A 17,836-nucleotide genomic window follows, 5' to 3' on the forward strand; every position below is an offset into this window, starting at 1 on the left:
GAACGCCAGCACAGTCGCATTACGCAAGCACATTGCGTGATATCCGAAATAGAATTGTTCGCATGGGAGTTCCGTCGAAAACAGCGGTCGTGTGGCTGGGCCTGTTCGTGCTCGGCATCGGCTTCGGTGTGGTGGTCACGAGCCACGGCCTGCCGTGGTGGCTGGCCCCGATCATCTCCGGGGTCGTGTTCGCGGGCTCCGTGGAATTCCTGCTGGCCGGGATGCTGGCCACCGCGACCCCGCTCGCCGCCATCGCCGTCACCACGTTCCTCGTCAACGCCCGCCACCTGTTCTACGGCCTCACCTTTCCGCTGCACCTGGTGCACGGCCGCGCCGCGAAGGCGTACAGCGTGTACGCCCTGTGCGACGAGGCCTTCGCACTCATCACCACCGCACCGGCGGAGACGCTCACCAGCCGCCGGATCCTGCTGACGCAGGCCGGATTACACTCCTCGTGGGTCGCGGGCTCCCTCCTCGGCGGCGTGGCCGGCGGCGCGTTCCTGCGCGACGTGCCGGGCATCGACTTCGTGCTCACCGCGCTGTTCACGGTGCTGGCGATCGACGCGTTCCGCGAGGACCCCGACCGCACCACGATGGCGCTCGCGCTCGCCGCGGCGGGGATCGCGCTGATCCTGGCGCCCGGGGCCATGCTGCTGATCGCGATGTGCGCCTTCGCGGGAATGCTCGTGGCGCGCCACCTCGTCGCCCGGCGAGCGGAGCCGGTCCGTGCCTAGCGTCGGTTACCTCCTGGCCGGAGTCGCGGTGGCGGCGGCGATCACGTTCGCGCTGCGGCTCGTGCCGTTCGGCCCCGCGGCGGTGCTCCGCGGGTCGCCGCTGCTCGCCGACTTCGGCCGCTGGATGCCCGCCGGCGCGGTACTGGTGCTCGCGGTCTACTGCCTCGCGCAGGTGGACTACGCAGCCGCGGCGCACGGACTCCCGCAGCTCGCCGGCGTCGCGGCGACGGTGGCCGCGCACCTCGCCCGCCGGAACGCCGTGCTCAGCATCGTCGCGGGCACCGCGGTGTGCGTGGGGCTCAGCCTGCTCCTGGGCTGAGGCCTCGCCGCCGGGTGGCACAGTGGACCGGGTGCGACACGACTACGTGACCTCCGGCGACGTGCGGCTGCGCGTGCAGCACGTGCGGGCCCCGGCACCGTCGGGCCCGCCGGTCCTGCTGATCCACGGCATGGCCGCCGACCACCGGACCTGGCGGCGCACGGCCGCCGCCCTGCGCGCGGCCGGCCGGGACACGATCACCTACGACCAGCGCGGGCACGGCGGCAGCGACCACAGCGCGGAGTACCTGTTGGACGAGTTCGCGGCGGACGCGGAGCGGGTCGTCGACCACGTGGGCCTGGACCGGTTCGACGTGGTGGGGCACTCGCTCGGGGGACAGACGGCTCTGCGGCTCGCGTGGCGCAGGCCCGACGGTGTGCGGCGGCTGGTCCTCGAGGAGATGCCGCCGGTCGCGCAGCACGCGAACCAGGTGCAGGACGCGATGGACCAGCCCCTCACCCCGCGCCGGGTGTGGCTGGCCGTGAAGCAGGTGGTGCAGACGCCGGGCGCGCTGTCCCGCTTCGACAAGACGATGATGGATTCGGTGTCGCCCCAGTTCGATCCGGATCCGGCGTGGTGGAAGCGCCTCGCGCAGACGCCGCAGGAGACACTGGTGGTCTCGGGCGGGCCGGCCGACTTCCTCAGGCCCGAGTACCTGCAGCTGGTGGCCGACGCGCTGCCCCGCGGCAGCTACGAGGAACTCACCGGCGGCCACACCGTGCACAGGGAAGCACCCGCCGCGTTCACGCGACGGGTGCTCCGATTCCTGGCCTGAGCGCGGGTTACGGGGTGGGCGCGGCCACCTGTCCGCCCGAGATCAGCCGGTAGGCGTTGATCATGACGAGCGCGGCCACCGGCACGGCGACGAGGGCGCCCACCAGGCAGATCGCGGCGCCGACGATGAACAGCAGGCCGGCGATGATGTAGACGAGGATCGAGTTCCCGGCGTCCTTCTGGAACACGGCGAAGCCCTGTTTGAAGCCCTCGCCGACGCTCACGTTGCGGTCCACGATCGTGGGGATCACGAACATCGTGAGGAGGCCGACGACGATCGATGCGATGCCGCCCACGTACGGGATCAGGGCGAGCAGGCCCTGGATCAGGGCCAGCAGCAGGGCGCCGACCACGGCCTGGCCGGCGTTGCGCGGAGCGAAGAACGAGCCGATGCCCACCTGCTTGCCGTCGGCGATGTCCAGCAGGCCGGTGACGTACGACGCCAGGGCCAGATACCCGATGATGCTCACGAGCAGCGCGAGCAGCGCGGAGCTGATCGAGCCCCCCGTGGTCAGCGAGACCGTCCGGGTGCCGTCGGCGTCGATCGACGAGCCGTCGACGCCGAACGAGCCGACCAGGTAGACGCCGAGGAACATCACGGCCAGCGTGATGATGCCGTACACCAGGATCGGGACGATCAGGGCCGCGGCGTTCTTGGTGAACTTGTTCCAGGCCCAGGAGAACGCGTCGCCCAGGTTGAAGTGCGCCTGCGGCGGCAGGGAGTACCCCGGCTGGGCATAGCCCGGCTGCCCGTAGCCGGGCTGGCCGTAGCCCTGCGGCGGGTACGGCTGCTCCGGCGGCGGGAATCCGCCGGGCGGCGGGTAACCACCGGGCGGCGGGGGCGGGAAACCCTGGCCTGCCTGCGGAGGCGGCACCTGAGGCGGAACGCCGCCCTGCGGCGGCTGCGGCTGCCCGGGCTGCCCGGGCTGCGGGTTGTCCTGCGGGTTGTCCCCCGGATTGTTCGGTGGTCGTGTCACGGATACCTCCCCTTTTTCAACAACGGTTGTGTCTTATTTAACGTCACAACGCGAAGGCCCGCCCACCGATCGGTGAGCGGGCCTCGTCGCGACAGTCGTCGTCAGGGGGTGGGCGGCGCCACCTGGCCACCCGAGAGCAGGCGGTAGGCATTGACGATCAGAAGGCCGGCCACGGGCGCGGCGACCAGCAGGCCGACGCCGCACAGGCACGCGCCGATCAGCGAGATCAGGAACGAGATCACGAAGACCAGCAGCGAGTTCCCGATATCGCGCTGGATCACCGCGAAGCCCTGCTTGAAGCCCTCGATGGCGGGCAGCCCCCGGTCGATGATCACGGGGATCACGAACATCGTGAGGAACGCGATCACGATGGAGGCGATGGTGCCGACGAACGGGATCACGCTCAGGATCGCGCTGACGACGCCGATGATGACGGCGGCCAGGACGACCTGCCCGGTGTTGCGCGGCTTGAAGAAGGACCCGATGGAGACCTCGCGCCCGTCCGCGATGTCGAGCAGGCCCGTCACGTAGGCCGCCTGCACGATGTACCCGAGGATGCCGAGCACGAGGGTCAGCACGGCCATGGCCACCGTCGCGCCGACGGTCCCCCCGCTCGACATCTCGAGGTATCCCTCAGCATCGGTGGTGGAGGTGCCGAGGATGATCGAGAAGAGCAGGAAGTAGCCCAGCACCGTGATCGCGATCAGGGCGAGTCCGTACACCAGGATGGGGACGATGAGGGCGACGGCGTTCTTGGTGAACTTGTTCCACGCCCAGTTGACGGCGTCGCCGACGTTGAAGCGCTGCGGGCCGCCGCCGTAGTACTGCGGCGCACCGTATCCGCCGGGAGGAGGCGGGGGCGGGAAGCCGCCCTGCGGCGGAGGCGGGAACCCCTGGCCACCCTGCGGCGGCGGGTAGCCCTGGCCACCGGGCGGGAAACCCTCACCACCCTGCGGAGGCGGGAAGCCGCCCTGCGGCGGAGGCGGGAACCCCTGCCCGCCCTGCGGCGGCGGGTAGCCCTGCCCACCCGGAGGGAAACCCTCTCCGCCCTGCGGAGGCGGCGGAAAGCCCTGGCCCTGCTGCGGGGGCGGGTAACCACCCGGGGGCGGCGGCGGGAATCCGCCGGGGTTCTCGTCGCCGGGATCGTTCGGCGGCTGCGTCATTGGTTCCTCCCAGTTCGCGGTCGGTGATCCCGGCAAACCTACCAATAAGTTGTGCAGTCGACGAGGGTGTCAGGAACCGCGCTGCTCACGCGCGGCGCGGCGTCGCGCGAACTCCTCCCGCTCCAGTTCAAGCGCCTTTTCCGGCGGCGGGGCGCCGCCGCCCAACCGGGCCGGCACCCACAGCTCCCCCGCTGGGGCCGGGAACCCGTCCTGCGCCTCGTCGAGCACCTCCTGCATGGCGGTCCGGAGCCGCGCGGTGAGGGCGGCGGGGTCGTCACCGTCGGGCGGGACGGGCGGGCCGACCTGCACGACGACCGGGAAGCGGTGCCGCCCGATCCGGCGCTCCGTGCCCTTGGACCAGATCCGCTGGGTGCCCCACACGACGACGGGCACGATCGGCGAACCGGACTCGATGGCCATCCGCGCGGCGCCGGACTTGAACTCCTTGAGCTCGAAGCTGCGGCTGATGGTCGCCTCGGGGTAGACGATCACGGCCTCGCCGGCCTCCAGGGCGGTCACGGCCTCGTGATAGCTCTCCGCGCCGTGCTCGCGGTCCACGCCGATCGCCTTGCAGTGCTTCATGAGGAAGCCGATGAACGGGTTCTCGCGGAGCTCGGCCTTCATCATGTATCGAGGCCAGCGCCCGGCGCGGCGGGCGGTGAGACCCGCCTCCAGGAAGTCGACGTACGAGGTGTGATTCACGGCCAGCACCACGCCGCCGTCAGCGGGGATGTTGTGCACCCCACGGTATTCGACCCGCAGCCCCTGCGCCGCCAGTATCGACTTCGCCAGGACCTGCACCGCCTGGTACACGGGTTCGCGCTGCGCCATCGTCCTCCCTCGGCCGGCCTCCGGTAGCCGAGGAAAGGATACGACGACGCAGCGCGGACCGCGGGGAATCAGTACGCGACCGAGAACCGCTCGCGGTGGTGGGCCGGGCGCTCGATCTCGTCGGCGAAGGCCAGCGCGTAATCCGCGCCCGAGATCTCGGAGTTCCCGTCGGCGTCGGTGAGCAGCAGGTCGCCGCTGGTGCGGTAGGTGCCGCGCCGCTCGCCGGGGTTGAACGAGCCGAAGCTCGCGGCCGGGCTCACGTAGAACCAGTCCACGTCGGCCACGGTGCGCAGCTGGTCGAGCACGCGGTCGTGCTCCTGCGCGATCGGCTTGACCGCGTCGGGGAACGACGGGGTGTCCACCAGCTTGGGGCCGCCCTCGGCGGCGAGCAGGCTGCCGGCGCCGCCGACCACACCCAGGCGCGCCCCGCTCTCGCGGGCCGCGGCGACGAGCGCGGCGACGGAGGCGGACAGGTCGGCACCGTCGCCCGACGGTGCCGCGGTCGGCAGGGCCGAGACGATCACGTCGGCACCGTCGACGGTGCGCGCGACGAACGCCGCGTCCGTGACGTCACCCGCCACGGCGGTGGCGCCCGCGGGCACCTTCTCGACCGAACGGGCCACCCCGACGGTGTCGATGCCGCGGGAGACCAGCTCGTTCACGATGTGGCCGCCGGCGTAGCCGGAGGCTCCGAAGACGACGACGGTCACTTCTCTGCCCTCCGCTTCAGCAGCAGCGCGTCCACGGCGAGCGAGGCCTGGGGCACAGCGGCCACGGCGAGGAGGCCGGCGATGAGGACGAGCGGCAGTTCGATCCCGCCGCCGGTGGCGAAGAAGCCCTTGTCGATGTGCATGGTGAAGATGGCGCCCAGCATGTCGACGATGAGCACCAGCGCAACGAGGGGCACGGCGAAGCCGACGATGAGCAGCGCGCCGCCGACCAGTTCGGCGAGGCCGGCGAACCACGCGGCGAGCGTGGGCAGCGGGACGTCGGCCTTCTCGAAGCCCGCGGCGACGTTGTCAATGCCGTTGGTGACGAACTTCTGCCAGCCGTGGGCGAAGAAGGTGATGCCCAGGATGATCCGGGCGAGCGTGAGGGTGACGAACTGCGTCTTGAGCAGACTCTTGATCACGGGGACTCCTTGATTGATAGTTGAAGCTTCAAGCTTCGGTGCTACCATGGAAGCACAAACTAAACGTAAGCGCAATAGATCCGTACGCGTTAGGTAAGGTGGGAGCAATGGCGGACTTCGACGTATTCGCGAAGAACTGTCCCTCTCGGCGCGTGTTCGAGCACGTCACCGGGCGATGGGGCGCACTGGTGCTCGGGCGGCTCACCCCCGAACCGCAGCGCTTCGGCGAGGTGCGGCGGCAGGTGGAGGGCATCAGCGACCGGATGCTCACCCAGACGCTGCGCAGCCTGGTCGACGACGGGCTGGTCAGCCGCTACTCCGCGGGCACCAACCCCCCGCGCACCGAGTACCGCCTCACCGACGCGGGATCCGAGATCGCCTCCGCCGTACAGGGACTCGCGCTCGCCGTGGAGCGGACCATGCCGCAGGTCCCGGCGCGCGGAAATCAGGCCCCGGCGAGGTAGGCCCGCAGCTCCGGATCGTCGGAGTCCAGGCGGTCCGCGATCTCGCCCCCGTCGCACCGCATCAGCGCGACGCTGACCCGGTCACCGTCGGCCCGCAGCACCCGCCACGTGCCACCCGAGTCCTCCCACCGCCGAAGCTGTTCCAGGGGCGTCATGGACACATGGTAGGAGCATCCGGCCGATCTGGCGTACTGTCCTGACCGGAGGCGTTGCGGTCGCAACGTCGCGGATTCAGGGGGATCGATGGCACAACCGCAGGGACCGGTGCCGCAGTACGGCGGCGCCCCCACCGGAGGCTTTCCGGCACAGGGATATCCGCAGCACTACCCGCCGGGACCGCTCCCCGGGCAGCCGGGGCCGGCGACGCCCGCGGGCCCGGGGAGGCCGTTCCCCACCGCGCGCGTGGGCGCCGGCGTCACGGTCGTGGCCGGGCTGGCTGTGCTGTTCTGCTCCCTGTTCGACCTGTACACCGTGACCGTCGACCCGGGACCGCTGCCGGACGACGAGGTGACGGGCACCGTCGAGGTGGGGATGGGCTTCTACGGCGCCCTGCTCCCCGCGCCGATGATCGCGATGGCCGCCCCGCTGCTCCTCCTGGTGGCTTCACTGACCGCCGTCCCGGGGATCCTGGGCAGGCACGGCCAGGGCTCGCTGGCGTCCGCGGTCAGCGCGATCGGCGGCACCCTGTTGGCGCTGGTGCTGATCGTCGCCGACCCGCTGCCCAGCGTGCGCCTGGACGGGCAGCTGTCCACCGACTTCCAGGCGGAGATGGGTGACGGCATCACGACGGTCGACCAACTCATCGACCGGCTCGTCGACGTGAGCCCCGGCATCGGCCTCATCCTGGCGCTCACGTTCGGCGTGATCGCCTCCGCAGGAGCGGTGCTGAACTTCCTCCAGCTCGGCGAGAACCGCACCGTGCCCGACGGTGCGCGGGCCCTCCCGGTGCCCGCCACCCCGTTCCCGGGCGGATACGGGGCCGTTCCAGCCGTCGGCCCGGTGCCCGGCGTGCCCGTGCCGGCTGTCGTGCCCCCGGAGCACCACCAGGCGTGGCAGCGGCCCGTCGAGCAGTACCCGCCCGCACCCGGTGCCGCACAACAGCATCCGGCAGGGCCGCCGTCCGGTCAGTTCCCGGCGTCCCCACCGTCGTCCGGATACGTGATCGGCGCGCCCGGGGACGGCGAGCAGACGGGCCCGCGGTGAACACGGGGCGGATCGTGGCCGCGGCGACGGGCGTACTCGGCCTGCTCGGCCTCGGCCTCACGTTCCTGCCGATCCTGACGCTGCGGTTCGACCAGCGCACGCTCTACTCCCTCAGCCCCCTGAGCTGGCTGTACGGCACCGGCGGAGGAAACATGGTGTGCGAGCTCCTGCCCGAGGAGTGCACGGACAAGGGGCGGATCACCGTCGCGCTGGGGTTCCTCGACATCAGCGGACTCACCTCCGTACCCGCGGTCGGGCTCGTCCCGATCACGATGGTCCTGGCCGCGGCCACCGGCCTGCTGAAGGCGTGGCGCGGGGTGCACCGCAACGGCACCGCCGTGATCGCCCTGCTCAGCCTGGTGGCGCTCGCCGCTGCGGCGTTCACCGCGTTCGGCCCGGCCCCGAGGATCACGCGCACAGGCGATTTCGCCGTGTTCGGCGGATCGGCGGGCTCCGCCCCCGGGCTCGACGTCTCCCCCGGCGCCGGTCTGGTGGGAGCGGCGATCGTGCTGGTGCTGATCCTCGGCCTCACCGCGTGGCAGGCGATCGCCGGGGTGATCAGCCGGCGCTGAGAACCTCGTCCGTGGGGCGCAGCAGGCGGCCGCTGGTGCGGCGGAAGGCCCACACGGCGACGGCCAGCATCACCAGGGTGATCGGCGTGCTCAGTGCGATCTTGGCGATGCCGAGCCCCGCGACGTCGTCCGCCAGGTACAGCCATTGCTTCACCCCGAACTGCACCGCGTTGGGTATCGCGATCGCGAGCGTGGCGATGTCGTGCGCGCGCAGCGAAGGCCCGTCGGCGCGCCAGTCGTGGCCGCCGCCGTGCACCGCGTTCCACACGAGGCCCGTCACCGGACGCCGCGCGATGACCGTCGCCAGTGTGGCGAGCGCGATCAGCAGCGACGTCCAGATCCCGATGGCGAAGAAGTCACGGGCGGAACCCGTGAACGCCACGACCGCCGCTGCGACGGCGACTCCGGTGACGCTTCCGCTCGCCGCCGCAGCCTTCTCACCGCGCACGATCCGAACCGCGGTGAGTACCAGCCCCGTCGCCACGGAGACGGCGACCGTGACCGGAAGTGTGGTCAGCGAGGCACAGGCGACGAACACCAGGACCGGGATCGTGGAGTACACGAATCCCCATGGCCCTCCGATCTGGTCGAGCAGGGTGGGCTTCGCGGCCTCGGGCTCGGTCTCGTTCGCGGTCATCCCGCTGTGCAGGTGGTCGATCACGACGTTTCCTCTCCTCGGTGTCGATTCCGTCGATACCGAGGAGACTCCGTGCCGCTACGGCACACTCAAGCGCGTGTGATCCACATCACATCAGCCTGCGCTGACCGCGATCGCCTCCCCTATCGCCTCCGCTACCGCGGCGCGGGCGCGGCGGGCTCGGGAGCGGCGGGGATCCCGGCCTCCGGCGCTGCGGGCGCCTGCCCCGCCGGGGGTGCCGCGGCGCCCTGTTCCGTGGGATCGGCCAGCCCCGGCGGACCACCGGCATCGGAGATGAGCCAGCCCTTGTCCTGGTCCATCGTGACCTCGTAGACGCTGACCACGGTGCGCCCCTCGGGGTTCTGCACGTTCGTGGCGTCGACCTGCACGTACACGGTCACTGTGCGGACGGGCCCGGAGACCGACTTCTCGACGGCGTCCAGCAGCGTCGCCTTCGAGACCCACTGCAGCGGCTGCAGGAGCTGGTTCATCGCACCCGTCGAGGCCTCCCACTTCTTCTTCAGCTCGGGCGTCGCATTCTTGACCGGCTCGGTGCGCCAGGGGGTGAGGTCCCGGTAATCGAACGTCGACGCGGCGACGGCGTAGTCGGCGGCCACCTTCTCCGCGTGCGCGCGGTCGGCCTGCTCCCGCTTGATGTCGTCCAGCTCGCCCGTCCGCTGGACCAGCAGCACCCCGCCCGCGATCAGGCCGGCGAGGACCGCGATGACCGCGACGGTGCTCACGACGGTCAGGACGGTGGTGCGCCGCGAGGTCGCTCCCGGTCGCTCGTCGGTCGCGCCGCCCCGGGCCGCGGCGCGGTTCTCGGCGGCGGGCTGCTCGTCCGCGGCCTCCTCCGGAGCCTCCTCGGGTGTCTCGCCGGAACTCTCGGCGGTCACCTCCGCTGAGGCCTCCTGCTCGGAGGCCCTCGCCTCGGAGGTCTCCTGCTCGGGTGCCTCGTCGGGCTCGCGGCTCTCGGCGCCGGACTTCTCGTCACTCATGTATCACTCACACAGTCGTCGTTGTCGTGACCTGACGATTGCGCACGCTACATATCCCCCACGCGGTCGCGCCGCGGAAACCGCGGTTCCCGGGGCTTTGTGACAGGGCTGAGACACGGGGACGCCCGCTGGGAGCCGGAAACGGCCGCAGGCCAGGAGGAAGATCCTCCTGGCCTGCGGTGTTCCTGGTGGAGCTAAGGGGAATCGAACCCCTGACCTCCTCGATGCGAACGAGGCGCGCTACCAACTGCGCTATAGCCCCCTGGCGGAACTCGACTACTTTAGCAAGCCCCACCGGCAAACCGTTAACCGACCTTGCGCTCCATGGGTTCGTGCAGGTCGCGACGGTCGCGGCCGCCGTCCTGCAGGAAATCGAACTCCTCGGCGCGGTAGCGCGGCAGGTGGTCGAAAGCGGGATCCTCGTCGTCGATCTCCATGACCACGCAACCGCCGCGGCGCAGGTGCGCCGGGATGCCGTCGCGGACCTCGGCCTCGCGCTCTCGCTCGCGACGAGCCCGCTCGAGCCGCGCCATCCGGCGCCGGCGGATCTCGGCCTCGATGCGCACCGTCCGGCGCAGGTAGCTGAGGAACAGCACCAGAGCGACCACGACGGCACCCAGGCCGTACCAGGCGTACGGCACGTTCATCAGGCCCGCGCCGAGCGCGACCACGGCGAGCACGCCGAGCACCATCGTGACGCGCTGCCGGGAGCGGTAGCGGGCCTCCGAGAGGCGGGCGTCGTTCTCCGGGTCGAATCCGCCGCGGCGGCGCAGGGGCGCGTCGTCGGCGTCGTCGTGCTCCACCTCGGAGCGCACCACGGGGGCGACCTCCTCGGTCAACGCCTCGTCGGCGGGAACGTCGCCGGGCTCGGAGTCGAGCGCGTCGGCGTCCGCCTCGGTCTCGGCGCCCGGTTCGGTCTCGTCCGCCGCCTCGTCCTCGGGTTCGACGGTGGCCGTGGGCCGCTCGACGACGTCCACGGGCTCGGTCACGAGGTCGTCGTCGGCCGGGACGTCGCGAGCCTCCGCGGGCGCGGCGGTGGCGGGTCCGGCGGCGGGCGCCGTCGCGCGCACCATGATCGGGGCGGCCTCGTCGTCGACGGGTGCGGGCGCGGGGCGGGCGGGCTCGGGGGCCACCTCGGCGCGGCGCACGGCCACGATCTCGACGGTGTCGCCGTCCAGCGGTCCGGCCTCGGGCAGGTCGTCGACGTCGGTGTCGACGTAGGTGTGCGCCTCCTCGACCTCGTCGGCGGCGGCGTCGGCCTCCGCCGCGTCGGGCGCCTCGACGGTCCTGGTGCGCGAGGTGAACAGCACCTCGTCGTCCTCGTCCAGCTCGTCGATCGCGTCCTCGGCCTCGTCGTCCACCTCGTCGTCGAGGCGGCCCGCCTCGCCGGAGACGGTCGCCGTCGGGCGGACCTTGCGCCGCAACGCGAGCGAAGCGGATCCGCCGCGGTGCAGCAGCCTCGTCTTCAGCGTCGCATCGGACACCTGGTTGACCTTGGGATGCCGCGCGGCGAGCATCGGGACGAGCACCACCAGCCACGCGACGATCAGCCCCACCCAGAGCAGTGTCTGCGGGATCATGTCGGCTCCCTCCGGCTAAATCGAGCACGGATAACATCCGTGTAAGTCGCGGATAAGGCTATTTCACCTGGGCAGTCGATCCCACCCGACGCGCCGTAGTTAAACCCCAAAAATCTCAATACGTCACACGAGTAACACTCAGAACCAGGCCCGGCCGGACCGGACGACCCGCGCGACCATCGAATCCACGACCTCCTCGGCGGTCAGCGCCACCAGCAGATGGTCGCGCCACAGGCCGTCGACGTGCAGGTATCGCTTGAGCCTGCCCTCCTCGCGGAACCCCGACTGCGCCAGCACCGCCCGGGATGCCACGTTCTCGGGGCGGACCGTCGCCTCCACGCGGTGCAGGCCGAGCCCGATGAAACCGTGGTCCACCGCGAGCGCGACGGCCGTGGTCGCGACCCCGCGCCCGGTCACCGACCGGTCCACCCAGTAGCCCACCCACGCGCTCTGCAACTGGCCGCGCGCGATGTTGCCGATCGTGATCTGGCCCGCGTAGGCACCGTCGACCTCGATGACGAGTGGCACCAGCGTCCCGGAACGGGCTTGGGATTTGAGGGACGCGCACAGCGCGGGCCACGCCGAGACGGCGTGCCGGCGCTGCCAGTCCGTAGCGCCCGACGGTTCCCACGGCTCCAGTTCCGCGCGATTGAGGAGCCGCAGCCTCGACCACTGCCTCGCGTCACGAGAACGGATGGGGCGCAGCGTCACCCGACCCGCGGCCGTGTTCAGCGGGCCCAGCCGTACCTGCCAATCGGTGCCGAGCACGTCAGCCGCGCTGGGCGAGGAACGCGACGACCACGTCGTCGCCCGCGCGGACCTCGGTGACCTCCGGGTCCACGACGATGAGGCAGTTCGCCTCGGCGAGGCTGACCAGCAGGTGGGAGCCGGCGTCGGGAATCGGCGCCACCATGAACTCGCCGGAGTCCTCGTCGCGCATGAGCTGGCCGCGCACGTATTCGCGGCGCCCCGAGGGGGATTCGAAGGACGCCGCGCTCTTCGCCGTCACCAGGCGCCGCATCGGCTGCCGCTTGCCCAGCGCGATCCGGATCAGCGGGCGCACCATCACCTCGAACGCGACCAGCGCGCTCATCGGGTTCGACGGCAGCAGGAAGGTGGGCACCTCGTCGGGCCCCAGGGCGCCGAAGCCCTGGACCGACGCCGGGTGCATCGCGATCCGCTCCACCGCGAGATCACCGAGATCGGCCAGCGCCGTGGAGATCTCGTCCGACGCGGTACCGCCGAGCGCCGACGTGATGACCACGGCCTCGGAGCGCTGCAGCTGCGCCTCCACGAGGTCGCGGAGCTTCACCTGGTCGTTGTTGACGATGCCCACGCGGTGCACCTCGGCGCCGCAGTCGCGGGCCGCGGCGGCCAGCGCGTAGGAGGCCACGTCATACACCTGCCCGGCGGCGGTGTCGCGATCGATGTCGACCAGCTCGCGCCCCACGGAGATCACGGAGATGCGCGGGCGGGGATGCACCAGGACCTTGTCGCGGCCGACCGCCGCCAGCAGGCCCACCTGCGCGGGCCCGACGACGGTGCCGCGGCGCACGGCCACGTCGCCCGGCTGGACGTCGTCGCCCGTGCGGCGCACGTACTGCCCGGACCGGACGGAGTGCCCGACGCGGACCTTGGACAGGCCGCCGTCCGTCCACTTGTCCGGTAGGACGGCGTCGGCGAGGGTCGGGAGGGGCGCGCCGGTCTCGACCTTGACGGCCTGTCCGGGCTGCAGGCGGGTGGGCTGGCGGTTGCCGGCGCGGACCTCGCCCACCACGGGCAGCGCGACCACGATCTGCTCGCCGGTCTCCTCATCCGGGGCGCCGGCACCCGCCACGTCGACCGAGCGCACGGCGTAGCCGTCGATGGCGGCCTGGTCGAACGCGGGGAGCGCGTTCTCGACCACGACCTCCTCCGCGCACATCAGCCCCTGCGCCTCGGAGATGCCCACGCGCACCGGCCGAGGGGCGACCGCGGCCGCCGTCACCTGTGCCAGATGGTCCTCCACGGAGCGCATGCTCATGTGCCTCTCTCTTCGGGCGTTCTACCGGTCGAGTCGATCCTTCAGCCAACTGCGAAGGTCGGGACCGTAGTCGTCGCGGTCCAGTGCCAAGTCAACCGCAGCCTTGAGGTAGCCACCGGGATTTCCGAGGTCGTGTCGGGTACCGCGGTGCACCACCACGTGCACCGGATGCCCCTCGCTGATGAGCAACGCGATGGCGTCGGTCAGCTGGATCTCGCCGCCGGCGCCCTTGTCGGTGCGGCGGATGGCGTCGAAGATCGCCCGGTCCAGCAGGTAGCGGCCCGCCGCCGCGTAGTTCGACGGGGCGTCCTCCGCCTTGGGCTTCTCGACCATGCCCTTGACCCGGAGCACATCGGGATTCGTTGCGTCCGGGACCGTTTCGACGTCGAAGGCGCCGTAGCTGCTGATCTGCTCGGGCGACACCTCGATGGCGCACAGCACCGAGCCGCCGCGCTTCTCGCGCACCTTCGCCATCGTGGTGAGCACGCCGATCGGCAGCACCAGATCGTCGGGGAGGAGCACCGCGACGGCGTCCTCGTCGTCGTCGAGGACGGGCTCGACGCAGGCGACCGCGTGGCCGAGGCCCAACGGCTTCTCCTGGATCACGGCCTCGGCGTGGATGAGGTTGGGGGCGCGGCGCACCTTGTCGAGCATGGCCTTCTTGCCGCGCTTCTCCAGCGTCCCCTCGAGCACGAGGTCCTCGACGAAGTGCGCGACCACGCCGTCCTTGCCGGGGCTGGTGACGATGCACAACCGCTCGGCGCCGGCGGCCGCGGCCTCCTCGGCGACGAGCTCGATGCCCGGGGTGTCGACGACGGGAAGCAGTTCCTTGGGGACTGTCTTCGTCGCGGGGAGGAAGCGGGTGCCGAGACCGGCGGCGGGAACAACCGCGGTCTTCGGGAGGGACGGCACTGTGTTCATCCCCCCACCATAAGGGAGGTCACACTTGTGTAACGATGCGAGGATGGGCGGGTGACCGATCCCGAACCCGCTGACCTGCGGCCTTCCGCATCCAAGAAGGAATGGCGCGCACGATTCCGGGCGGGTCGCGCCGATCTCACACCTGTGTTTCGCGCCACAGCCGCGGAGGCGTTATCGCAGGTGGTACGGGGTATCGCGCTGGGATCGTGCGTCGCGGCGTACGTCCCCGTCGGGTCGGAGCCGGGGTCTCGAGCACTGCTCGACGCCCTCTCCGCGCGGGTGCTGCTGCCGGTGAGCCCCGTCGAGCACGGGCCGCTCGACTGGGCCGAGTACAGCGACGGTCTCGCGCCGGGGCCGTTCGGCCTGCTGGAGCCCGTCGGGCCGCGGCTCGGCACCGACGCGCTGGCCCAGGCGTCCACGGTCCTGCTGCCGGCGCTCGGGGTGTCCCGCGCGGGGGTGCGGCTGGGGCGCGGCGCCGGCTACTACGACCGGTCGCTCTCCGCCGCGCGCGGCGCCCGGTTGATCGCGGTGGTCTACGACCACGAGCTGGTGGACGCGTTGCCGTCGGAGCCCACCGACGTACCGGTCCACGCGGCCCTCACCCCGTCGGGGTTGGTGGAGTTCTAGGCCCGGGTCCACGGCCGTGGCGAAAATGCACTGCAGCGGGCCGACGCGGCCATAGTGGTCGCGTTCACCCCGCTGAGCGAACTTTCGCGGAACGGTCGCGGTGATCCCGGCGCCGGATCACCGCGGCGATGAACGGATACACCTCGTCCCACTGGTAGAGGACGGCGCGGTAGGTCAGCCGCATCACGAGGTACCCCTCGGACACCCCCACGAGATCGCGCCACCGGTCCCTGCCGAACTGCGCCCCGAGGTGATGCTCCCTGCCGTCGCACTCGATGATCAGCCGCTCGCCGGCGAGCATGTCCACCAGTCCGACGCCGTCGACGCGGACCTGCGTCCGCACGCGGATCCCCGCCCGTCGCAGCCGGTACCGGGTCAGCGATTCCACGCCGGAATCGGCCCGGCCGTCGAGTTCGTCGAGGAGCCGGACGGTCCGCTGTGGGGCGCCGCGCAGGAGCGGCACGATGTCGGACCGCGTCCACCCCGGCCTGTGCCGCAGGATCGAATCGCAGAGCGCGACGAACTGCTCGGCCTCGGCGCACCGCGCGGCGCACGCCAGCGCCTCGGGGATCGGGTCCACGGCGCGCAGCGCCTTCGCCAGCGGGCGGTACCCGCGGCAACCGGTGTCGACCGCACCGCGCCTGTAGTGGATCGACCTGCGGATGTGCACCCCGGCGTCCGGGACCGCCCACACCCCCTGCCGTCTGCCGAGGGCGGTCACGCACGCGACCACGCCGCCGGCGCGGACCGCGGCCACCACCCGCGGATCCGAGCCTCCCGCGTCGTACCAGCCACGACGGATCACGCGGAGGTATCGCAGGCGGACGGCGTCGTCGATCTCCTCCGCGGCGACGCCGCATCGGAGCAGCATCTGCCGGGAGACCACGCCGCCGTCCTCGGCCGCGATCTGCTGCACCACTGCGTCGATGTCCGCCATACCGAGAGCCTCGCCCACGGCGACCCACGCGGGGCCGCGCGGAGAGGTCGCCTGTGGATGAACTTCTGCGCCCGGCCGTGCGTCGCGAAACTTCTCTCCACAGGGCCTACGCAGCCATAATGTCCTCGACGGCCCGCTACAGCGAAGATTCGCGACAGGGCGCGGCTAAATCAAGAGCCGCGAGACGTACTTGGCGCCGTACTCGCGGAGCGAGTCGGTATCGGAGACGTCGAGCCCGGTGGGCGGGTTGGACAGCAGCGAGCCCGTGATCCGCAACATGAGATCCGTGACGGAGCACAGCTCGGCGTAGTCCTGCTCGGCGCCGGAGTTGCGCAGCCGGATCACGATGCCCTGGATCAGCAGGTCCCACACACCCCGCGGGATGCGCAGGAAGTACTCGGGCTCCGCCGCGAGCACCTTGGACACCGCGAGGTTGGACGCCGCCTGATCGACGCTGAGCACGAACACCTCGACCAGCGTCTGTTGCGGCGTGAATCCCACGATCGCCTTGTCGAGCTTGCGCCGCAGCGTGCGGATCTCGATGGCCACCACCCGCGCGATCAGTTGATCGCGGTTGGGGAAGATCCGGTAGAGCGTGCTCCGCGAGACGTGGGCCTGCTTGGCCACCTGGTCCATGCTCACGCCGGGGATGCCGTTCGCGGCGATGACCTCACGGGCCGCGTCCACGATCCGACGGGCGGGCGACGCGGTTCGCTGGCCTGCAGCCGAGGAAACCGTCATACGCCTATCGTATCCGCTCACAGCGTTGGCACTCGAATCGCCAGAGTGCTAACGACGAGCTAGAATCACTAGGTGCCTACCTATTCCTACGCCTGCAAGGAGTGCGGCGAGAGCTTCGACGCCGTGCAGTCCTTCTCCGACGATCCGCTCACCGTCTGCCCCCACTGCGGCGGCCCGCTGCGCAAGCTGTTCAACTCCGTCGGCGTCGTCTTCAAGGGCAGCGGCTTCTACCGCACCGACTCCCGCTCCGGAAAGGCCGACACCACGGCCAAGTCCGAGACCAAGTCGGAGACGAAGACCGATACCGCCAAGAAGGTCGAGAAGGCGACTTCCTAGAGTCGTCTCCATGACTCACGTCTTCGACGAGGCCACGGCCGTCGAGCAGGTGGCGCCCGGCACGTTCCGCGCGCACACCCACCCGGCCTACAACAACATGGTGGGGCCGTTCGGCGGCATCACGGCAGCCACGGTCGTCGCCGCCCTGCAGCGGCACCCCGAGGCGCAGGGTCACCCGCTCAGCCTCACCATCAACTACGCCGCCCCCATCAGCGAGGGCGCGTGGGACATCGCGGTCACGGTCCTCAAGACCAACCGCACCAATCAGCACTTCACCTTCCTGATCGACCAGGGCGACGGTGCCGTCGCCTCCGGTACCGCGGTGTTCGGCACGCGCCGCGAGACCTGGGGCGATACGGAGATCGCGTTCCCGCAGGTGGGCACCCCCGAGGACTACGCGGAGCAGCCCTTCCCCGATTTCATCGAGTGGGCGAAGAACTACGAGACCCGGTTCGTGACGGGCAGCCTGAACATCGACGGCCCGTCGGACTCCTCCGAGAGCACGCTGTGGCTGCGCGACAAGCCGGCCCGGGCCCTCGACTACCCCGCCCTGGCGTCGCTCGCGGACGCGTTCTTCCCGCGCGCGTTCCTCCGTCGCGGCACGTACCTCCCGGCGGGCACGATCTCCCTCACGACGTACTTCCACGCGAGCCCCGCGGAACTCGATCAGCAGGCCGGCGAACACCTCCTCGGCACCGCCGTCGGCGCCCGCTTCGGGCACGGCCATTTCGACCAGTACGCGCAGCTCTGGGGCCGGAACGGCACCCTGCTCGCGACCACCCACCAGCTCGTCTACTTCAAGGATCCGAAGGCCTGAGCGGGCCCGCTCCTCCACAGGTTCGGGGTTATCCACAGGCGACCGTTCCC

General features: G+C 71.1%; 23 protein-coding genes and 1 tRNA gene. 9 read left to right on the forward strand and 15 right to left on the reverse strand.

What is annotated here, in order from left to right:
- Positions 1 to 62: 62 nt before the first annotated feature.
- From BN39_RS01910 to BN39_RS01920, 3 genes are read left to right on the forward strand one after another with little or no spacing between them, the layout of a single operon-like run.
- Positions 63 to 734 (forward strand): AzlC family ABC transporter permease, encoded by a 672-nt coding sequence (locus BN39_RS01910; RefSeq protein ID WP_051158798.1) that lies wholly within the window; start codon positions 63 to 65, stop codon positions 732 to 734.
- Positions 727 to 1,053, forward strand: a complete 327-nt coding sequence (locus BN39_RS01915) for a branched-chain amino acid transporter permease (protein ID WP_040765747.1) — start codon at positions 727 to 729, stop codon at positions 1,051 to 1,053. The genes BN39_RS01910 and BN39_RS01915 overlap by 8 nt, the downstream gene beginning before the upstream one ends.
- A gap of 31 nt (positions 1,054 to 1,084) precedes the next feature.
- The gene (locus BN39_RS01920; protein ID WP_019200665.1) at positions 1,085 to 1,828 is read left to right on the forward strand and encodes an alpha/beta fold hydrolase; all 744 of its coding nucleotides are present in this window, start codon (positions 1,085 to 1,087) and stop codon (positions 1,826 to 1,828) included.
- A 7-nt stretch (positions 1,829 to 1,835) separates the two neighbouring features.
- Here BN39_RS01920 and BN39_RS01925 read toward each other — a convergent pair whose 3' ends face one another.
- From BN39_RS01925 to BN39_RS01945, 5 genes are all read right to left on the reverse strand, one after another.
- Positions 1,836 to 2,804, reverse strand: a complete 969-nt coding sequence (locus BN39_RS01925) for a hypothetical protein (protein ID WP_019200666.1) — start codon at positions 2,802 to 2,804, stop codon at positions 1,836 to 1,838.
- A gap of 101 nt (positions 2,805 to 2,905) precedes the next feature.
- Positions 2,906 to 3,967 (reverse strand): hypothetical protein, encoded by a 1,062-nt coding sequence (locus BN39_RS01930; protein WP_019200667.1) that lies wholly within the window; start codon positions 3,965 to 3,967, stop codon positions 2,906 to 2,908.
- A 69-nt stretch (positions 3,968 to 4,036) separates the two neighbouring features.
- Entirely contained in the window at positions 4,037 to 4,798 is a 762-nt protein-coding gene (locus BN39_RS01935; RefSeq protein WP_019200668.1) for a 1-acyl-sn-glycerol-3-phosphate acyltransferase, read from the reverse strand.
- 68 nt (positions 4,799 to 4,866) lie between these two features.
- The gene (locus BN39_RS01940; RefSeq protein ID WP_019200669.1) at positions 4,867 to 5,508 is read right to left on the reverse strand and encodes an NAD(P)-dependent oxidoreductase; all 642 of its coding nucleotides are present in this window, start codon (positions 5,506 to 5,508) and stop codon (positions 4,867 to 4,869) included.
- Positions 5,505 to 5,930, reverse strand: coding sequence for a DoxX family protein (locus BN39_RS01945; RefSeq protein ID WP_019200670.1), 426 nt, complete (start codon positions 5,928 to 5,930; stop codon positions 5,505 to 5,507). Before BN39_RS01945 ends, BN39_RS01940 begins: the two co-directional genes overlap by 4 nt.
- 107 nt (positions 5,931 to 6,037) lie before the next feature.
- Here BN39_RS01945 and BN39_RS01950 point away from each other — a divergent pair, with 107 nt between their 5' ends.
- Positions 6,038 to 6,394 (forward strand): helix-turn-helix domain-containing protein, encoded by a 357-nt coding sequence (locus tag BN39_RS01950; protein ID WP_019200671.1) that lies wholly within the window; start codon positions 6,038 to 6,040, stop codon positions 6,392 to 6,394.
- Here the strand turns inward: BN39_RS01950 and BN39_RS23640 are convergent.
- Complete coding sequence (locus BN39_RS23640; protein WP_019200672.1) at positions 6,376 to 6,549, reverse strand: hypothetical protein; 174 nt, start codon at positions 6,547 to 6,549, stop codon at positions 6,376 to 6,378. The genes BN39_RS01950 and BN39_RS23640 overlap by 19 nt on opposite strands.
- A gap of 88 nt (positions 6,550 to 6,637) precedes the next feature.
- On the opposite strand from BN39_RS23640, the gene BN39_RS01955 reads away from it, so the two are divergent.
- Together BN39_RS01955 and BN39_RS01960 are read left to right on the forward strand one after the other, a co-directional pair.
- A complete protein-coding gene (locus BN39_RS01955; protein ID WP_148281391.1) occupies positions 6,638 to 7,597 on the forward strand; it encodes a hypothetical protein in 960 nt (319 codons plus the stop codon).
- Positions 7,594 to 8,169 carry a hypothetical protein gene (locus tag BN39_RS01960; RefSeq protein WP_019200674.1) on the forward strand — a complete coding sequence of 192 codons (576 nt, stop codon included), beginning with the start codon at positions 7,594 to 7,596 and terminating at the stop codon, positions 8,167 to 8,169. Before BN39_RS01955 ends, BN39_RS01960 begins: the two co-directional genes overlap by 4 nt.
- On the opposite strand, the gene BN39_RS01965 is transcribed toward BN39_RS01960, so the two are convergent.
- The 7 genes from BN39_RS01965 to BN39_RS01995 all read right to left on the reverse strand — a co-directional run bounded on the left by BN39_RS01965 (position 8,156) and on the right by BN39_RS01995 (position 14,328).
- A complete protein-coding gene (locus BN39_RS01965; protein ID WP_019200675.1) occupies positions 8,156 to 8,830 on the reverse strand; it encodes a DUF3159 domain-containing protein in 675 nt (224 codons plus the stop codon). The genes BN39_RS01960 and BN39_RS01965 overlap by 14 nt on opposite strands.
- Before the next feature lie 131 nt (positions 8,831 to 8,961).
- Positions 8,962 to 9,804 (reverse strand): hypothetical protein, encoded by an 843-nt coding sequence (locus BN39_RS21990; protein WP_019200676.1) that lies wholly within the window; start codon positions 9,802 to 9,804, stop codon positions 8,962 to 8,964.
- Between the two features lie 186 nt (positions 9,805 to 9,990).
- A tRNA-Ala gene (locus tag BN39_RS01975) sits at positions 9,991 to 10,066 on the reverse strand.
- Positions 10,067 to 10,109: 43 nt separating this feature from the next.
- Positions 10,110 to 11,384, reverse strand: a complete 1,275-nt coding sequence (gene glpR, locus BN39_RS01980; RefSeq protein ID WP_019200677.1) for a gephyrin-like molybdotransferase receptor GlpR — start codon at positions 11,382 to 11,384, stop codon at positions 10,110 to 10,112.
- A gap of 138 nt (positions 11,385 to 11,522) precedes the next feature.
- On the reverse strand, positions 11,523 to 12,152 hold the full coding sequence (locus tag BN39_RS01985; RefSeq protein ID WP_019200678.1) for a GNAT family N-acetyltransferase: 630 nt from the start codon (positions 12,150 to 12,152) through the stop codon (positions 11,523 to 11,525).
- Position 12,153: 1 nt separating this feature from the next.
- Positions 12,154 to 13,401: a gephyrin-like molybdotransferase Glp gene (gene glp, locus BN39_RS01990; RefSeq protein WP_040766388.1), complete on the reverse strand. Its 1,248-nt coding sequence runs from the start codon at positions 13,399 to 13,401 to the stop codon at positions 12,154 to 12,156.
- Positions 13,402 to 13,428: 27 nt separating this feature from the next.
- On the reverse strand, positions 13,429 to 14,328 hold the full coding sequence (locus BN39_RS01995; protein ID WP_019200680.1) for a UTP--glucose-1-phosphate uridylyltransferase: 900 nt from the start codon (positions 14,326 to 14,328) through the stop codon (positions 13,429 to 13,431).
- A gap of 51 nt (positions 14,329 to 14,379) precedes the next feature.
- Between BN39_RS01995 and BN39_RS02000 the strand changes: the two genes are divergently transcribed.
- Positions 14,380 to 14,955 carry a 5-formyltetrahydrofolate cyclo-ligase gene (locus tag BN39_RS02000; protein WP_237741610.1) on the forward strand — a complete coding sequence of 192 codons (576 nt, stop codon included), beginning with the start codon at positions 14,380 to 14,382 and terminating at the stop codon, positions 14,953 to 14,955.
- A 64-nt stretch (positions 14,956 to 15,019) separates the two neighbouring features.
- On the opposite strand, the gene BN39_RS02005 is transcribed toward BN39_RS02000, so the two are convergent.
- Positions 15,020 to 15,892, reverse strand: a complete 873-nt coding sequence (locus BN39_RS02005) for an endonuclease domain-containing protein (protein WP_019200682.1) — start codon at positions 15,890 to 15,892, stop codon at positions 15,020 to 15,022.
- Positions 15,893 to 16,057: 165 nt separating this feature from the next.
- Positions 16,058 to 16,633: a TetR/AcrR family transcriptional regulator gene (locus BN39_RS02010; RefSeq protein WP_081585883.1), complete on the reverse strand. Its 576-nt coding sequence runs from the start codon at positions 16,631 to 16,633 to the stop codon at positions 16,058 to 16,060.
- A gap of 72 nt (positions 16,634 to 16,705) precedes the next feature.
- On the opposite strand from BN39_RS02010, the gene BN39_RS02015 reads away from it, so the two are divergent.
- Both BN39_RS02015 and BN39_RS02020 read left to right on the forward strand, forming a co-directional pair.
- On the forward strand, positions 16,706 to 16,969 hold the full coding sequence (locus tag BN39_RS02015; RefSeq protein WP_019200684.1) for an FmdB family zinc ribbon protein: 264 nt from the start codon (positions 16,706 to 16,708) through the stop codon (positions 16,967 to 16,969).
- A gap of 10 nt (positions 16,970 to 16,979) precedes the next feature.
- Positions 16,980 to 17,786 carry an acyl-CoA thioesterase II gene (locus tag BN39_RS02020; protein ID WP_019200685.1) on the forward strand — a complete coding sequence of 269 codons (807 nt, stop codon included), beginning with the start codon at positions 16,980 to 16,982 and terminating at the stop codon, positions 17,784 to 17,786.
- The last annotated feature ends 50 nt before the right edge of the window (positions 17,787 to 17,836 follow it).

Origin of the sequence: Tsukamurella sp. 1534, assembly GCF_000312385.1 — a bacterium.
In the GTDB taxonomy this organism is placed as follows: domain Bacteria; phylum Actinomycetota; class Actinomycetes; order Mycobacteriales; family Mycobacteriaceae; genus Tsukamurella.